Source organism: Lentzea jiangxiensis (genome assembly GCF_900104175.1).
GTDB lineage: Bacteria > Actinomycetota > Actinomycetes > Mycobacteriales > Pseudonocardiaceae > Lentzea > Lentzea jiangxiensis.
This window is the reverse complement of sequence record NZ_FNIX01000049.1, coordinates 1-4403: the sequence shown is the minus strand read 5'-3', so window position 1 is coordinate 4403 and position 4403 is coordinate 1. Positions and strand designations below refer to the sequence as shown.

The 4403-nt window shown below is 73.3% G+C and carries 1 protein-coding gene; it reads left to right on the top strand.

The genetic code is table 11. The features are described 5' to 3' along the window. Positions 1–4403 (top strand): condensation domain-containing protein (locus tag BLQ91_RS39845; RefSeq protein WP_143023122.1); only part of this gene is annotated, 4403 nt, incomplete at both ends.

Here is a 4403-nt window from a genome sequence, read left to right as displayed (position 1 = left end):
TACCGGACCGGTGACCTGGTGCGCTGGGGTGCCGACGGCGCCGTCGACTTCGTCGGCCGCACCGACGACCAGGTGAAGATCCGCGGGTTCCGCGTCGAACCCGGCGAAGTCGAGCACGTGCTCACCGGGCACCCGGACGTCGCCAACGCCGCCGTGGTCGTCACCGACAAGCGCCTGATCGCGTACGTCGTCGGCACCGCGACGCCGGCCGCCCTCCGGACCTTCCTCGCCGAGCGGCTGCCCGAGTTCCTGGTGCCGTCGGCGGTCGTGCTGCTCGACGAACTGCCGTTGAACAGCAACGGAAAGCTCGACAAGCGCGCGCTGCCGGATCTCGGCGCTCCCGAGACCACGACCGCCTACGAGCCGCCCACGACCGACGCCGAACGCACGCTGGCCGAGGTGTGGTCGCAGGTGCTCGGCGTGGAGCGCGTCGGCGTGCACGACAACTTCTTCGAGCTGGGTGGCGACTCGATCGTCAGCCTGCAGATCGTCGCGCGGTCCCGCGCCGCCGGGCTGCGGCTGGAGATCGCCGACCTCTTCACCCACCAGACCGTGCACGAGCTCGCCGCCCGCACCGGTACGGCCGCGCCGAGCACGGCCGACCAGGGGACCGTCACCGGACCGGTGGCCTTCACGCCGATCCAGCGGTGGTTCCTGCGCGAGGACCTGCCCGAGCGCGACCACTTCAACTGGTCCGGGATGTTCGAGCTGACGGCCGGAACCGACGCGGACGCGATGCGCGCGGCGCTCACCGCCGTCGTCGCCCACCACGACGCCCTGCGGCTGCGCGTGCACGGCGACACCCAGGAGAACGCGGCCGCCGAGACCGCCGACCTGGTGACCGTGCTCGACGCGCGCACCCTCGACGGCCCCGCGCTGGACGAGGCCGTCACCGCCGCCATGACGGCCGCGCAGACGTCGCTGAGCCTCACCGACGGACCGCTGCTGCGCGCCGTGCACGTCGACCGCGGCGACCGGCCGGCGTGGTTCGGCCTGACCGTGCACCACTACGTCGTGGACGCGGTCTCGTGGAACGTCCTGCTGGAAGACCTCGACACCGCGCACTCCGGCGGTGCGCTCGGCCCGAAGACGACCTCGTACCAGGAGTGGGCCGCCGCGCTGGAGGCGTTCGACCCGCAGGAGGAACTGGCCTGGTGGCGTGACGTCGTGCGGACGGCCACGCCCGTGCCGACCGACCTCGACGGCCCCAACACCGAGGACTCCACCGAATCCGTGCGCGTCGTCCTGGACGCCGCACGCACGGCGACGCTGCTCACGCAGGCCCACCGGGCCTACCGCACCCAGGGCCACGAGCTGCTGCTCGCCGCGCTGCTGCAGGTGCTCGGCCGGTGGACCGGCACGGGCACCGCCGCCATCGACCTGGAGAGCCACGGCCGCGAGCCGATCGCCGACGGCCTCGACCTCAGCCGGACCGTCGGCTGGTTCACCGCCATTCACCCGGTCGGGCTGCACCACACCGACCTCGCCGACACCGGCGGCGTCATCAAGGCGGTCAAGGAACAGCTGCGGGCCGTGCCGCGCCGGGGTGTCGGCTACACCGTGCTGCGCGAGCGGGACGCGGAGCTGCGCGACGCGGTGCGGCGGCCGGTCGTCTTCAACTACCTCGGCGGTGCCGACGCGGCCGAGGACGACGCCGTCGGCCTGTTCGCCCGCGAGCTGCCCGAGGACCTGTGCGGACCGGCGGAGGGCGACGGCGGGCTGCGGTCGCACGTGCTCGGCGTCGAGGTGGTCCAGGCCGCCGACGGCACGCTGGCCGTGGAGTGGCAGTACAGCACCAACCTCCACGAGCGCTCGACGGTCGAGCGCCTCGCCGACGCCTACGTGCGGGCGCTCTCCGACCTCGTCGACCACTGCCGTTCGGGAGCCCGCGGCCTCACGCCGTCGGACGTCCCGCTCGCGGGGCTCGACCAGTCCTCAGTGGACTCGCTGGTCGCCCGCACGCCCGGACTGGCCGACGCCTACCCGTTGTCGCCGTTGCAACAAGGAATGCTCTTCCACGCCGTCGAGTCGCCGGACAGCGGCGTCTACTGGACGCAGGACGTGCGCGAGCTGAGCGGCGCCCTCGACGTCGACGCCCTGCGTGCCGCCTGGCAGCTCGTCCTCGACCGGCACCCCGCGTTGCGCACCGCGTTCGTGTGGCAGGGCGTGCGGGAGCCGTTGCAGGTGGTCGTGGGTGACGTCCAGGTGCCGTTCGAGGTGCACGACTGGACGGACGTCGAGGACACCGACGCCGCCGTCGAGGAACTGCTCGCCGGCGACCGCGCCCGTGGCTGCGACCTCACCGCCGCGCCGCTGCTGCGCGTCCACGTCGCCCGCGGCCGCGACCGGCACTGGGTCCTGCTGGCGTTCCACCACCTCTACGCCGACGGCTGGAGCATCCCGCTGCTGTGGGACGAGGTCACCGCCGCCTACCAGGGCGAGCAGTTGCCTGCCGTGCGGCCCTACCGCGACTTCATCGCGTGGCTGGCCGGGCGTGACTCCGCCGAGGCCGAGGCGTTCTGGCGGGAGTACCTCGCCGGGTTCGACTCGCCGACGCCGCTGCCCGTCGACCGCGTGGTGCGCGAGCACTGGGCGCAGGGCCGCAGCGAACTGGCGCTGCCCCGCGACGTCACCGCGGAGCTCGTCACGCTGGCCCGCGAGCAGCGGGTCACGCTGTCGACGGTCGTGCAGGCGGCGTGGGCCGTGCTGCTGTCCGCCTACTCGGGCGAGGACGACGTGGTGTTCGGCCTCACCGTGTCCGGCCGCCCGGCCGAGCTGCCCGGCGTCGAGTCGATCGTCGGCCTGTTCATCAACACGCTGCCGGTGCGCGTCCGGGTGCCGTGGGAGACGTCGTTCACCACGTGGCTCGGTGAGCTGCAGGAGAACCAGGTCGCCGTGCAGCGGCACGAGCACACGCCGCTCGCCGACATCCAGCGCGTCGCGACCGGCGGCCTGTTCGACAGCATGCTCGTCTTCGGCAACTACCCCCAGGGCGCGCTGCCGGAGGAGGGCGAGGAGGACCCGGAGGAGCTGTTCGCCTCGACCGACTCGGTCGAGCAGATGCACTACCCGATGATCCTCGCCGTCGACCTCGAGGCGACCCTGAAGGTGGAGGCCAACTTCTCCACCGGCGCCTTCGAGGTGTCCACAGTGGAGCGGCTGCTCGGGCAGCTCGCCGAGGTGCTCACCGCCGCCGCCCGCCGCCCTGCCGCCGTCGTGCGCGAGATGACGCCCGCACCGGTTGCCGGGTGGGGCTCGGGACCGTCGGTGGAGGAGCCCTTCACCGGGCTGGCCGAGCGGTTCCGGCTCACGGCGGCCGAGTTCTCCGGCCAGGTGGCCGTCCGCGACGGCGCGGTCGAGCTGACCTACGCCGAGCTGGACGACCGGGTGGCGCGCGTCGCCGCCGGTCTGCGTGCCGCGGGGGTGCGGGACGAGACACGGGTCGGGTTGTGGTTCGAGAGGTCCGCCGACCTGGTCGTCGCGATCCTCGCCGTCGTGCGGGCCGGGGGCGCTTACGTGCCGATGGACCCGGCGCTGCCGCACAGCCGGCTCCGGGACGTCCAGGCTGCTGCCGGGGCCGAGCTGGTCGTGTCGCGGGGCGACTACGCCCTCGACGCACCGCCTCTCGGCGTGGTCGACCTGGCGGACCTCGACGGCGAGCCCTCGGAACCGGAACTCGCCGCCGCGCCGGGACGTCTGGTCTGCACGATGTTCACGTCCGGCTCGACCGGCGTGCCCAAGGGTGTCGAGGTCACCGAGGAGGGCGTGCTGCGGGTCGTGCTCGACCCGGCGGTGTCCGCCCGTCCCGGTGACGTCGTGGCGCACATGGCCGCGGTGTCGTTCGACGCCTCCACCTGGGAGATCTGGACGGCGCTGCTGACCGGCGCGACGCTGGCCGTCGCCCCGGCGAACCTCGCCGAGCGGCTGGACGTCGCGAAGCTCTACGCCGACCACGGCGTGACGTTGTCGTTCATGACCACCGGTCTGTTCCACCAGTTGGCGGACACGGATCCGGGCGTGTTCTCGGGACACCGCAAGGTCCTCGCCGGTGGCGAGGGCATGTCGCCGGTCCAGGCGCGCAAGGTGCTCGACGCGAACCCGGCCGTCGGGATCTTCAACATGTACGGGCCGACCGAGTCCACCGTGTACGCGTCGCTGCACGACATGCACACCGGACGGCTCGGGCCGGGCACCGTGCCGATCGGCGAAGCCCTGCGCGGACTGCGCTTCTCCGTGCTGGACCGCTGGCTGCGCCCCGCTCCCGTCGGCGTGCCGGGGGAGCTGTACATCGGCGGCACCGGTCTCGCTCGCGGCTACGCGGGCCGGCCGGACCTCGCCGCCGAACGCTTCGTGCCCGACCCGTCCGTTCCCGGCGCCCGGATGTACCGGACCGGTGACCTGGT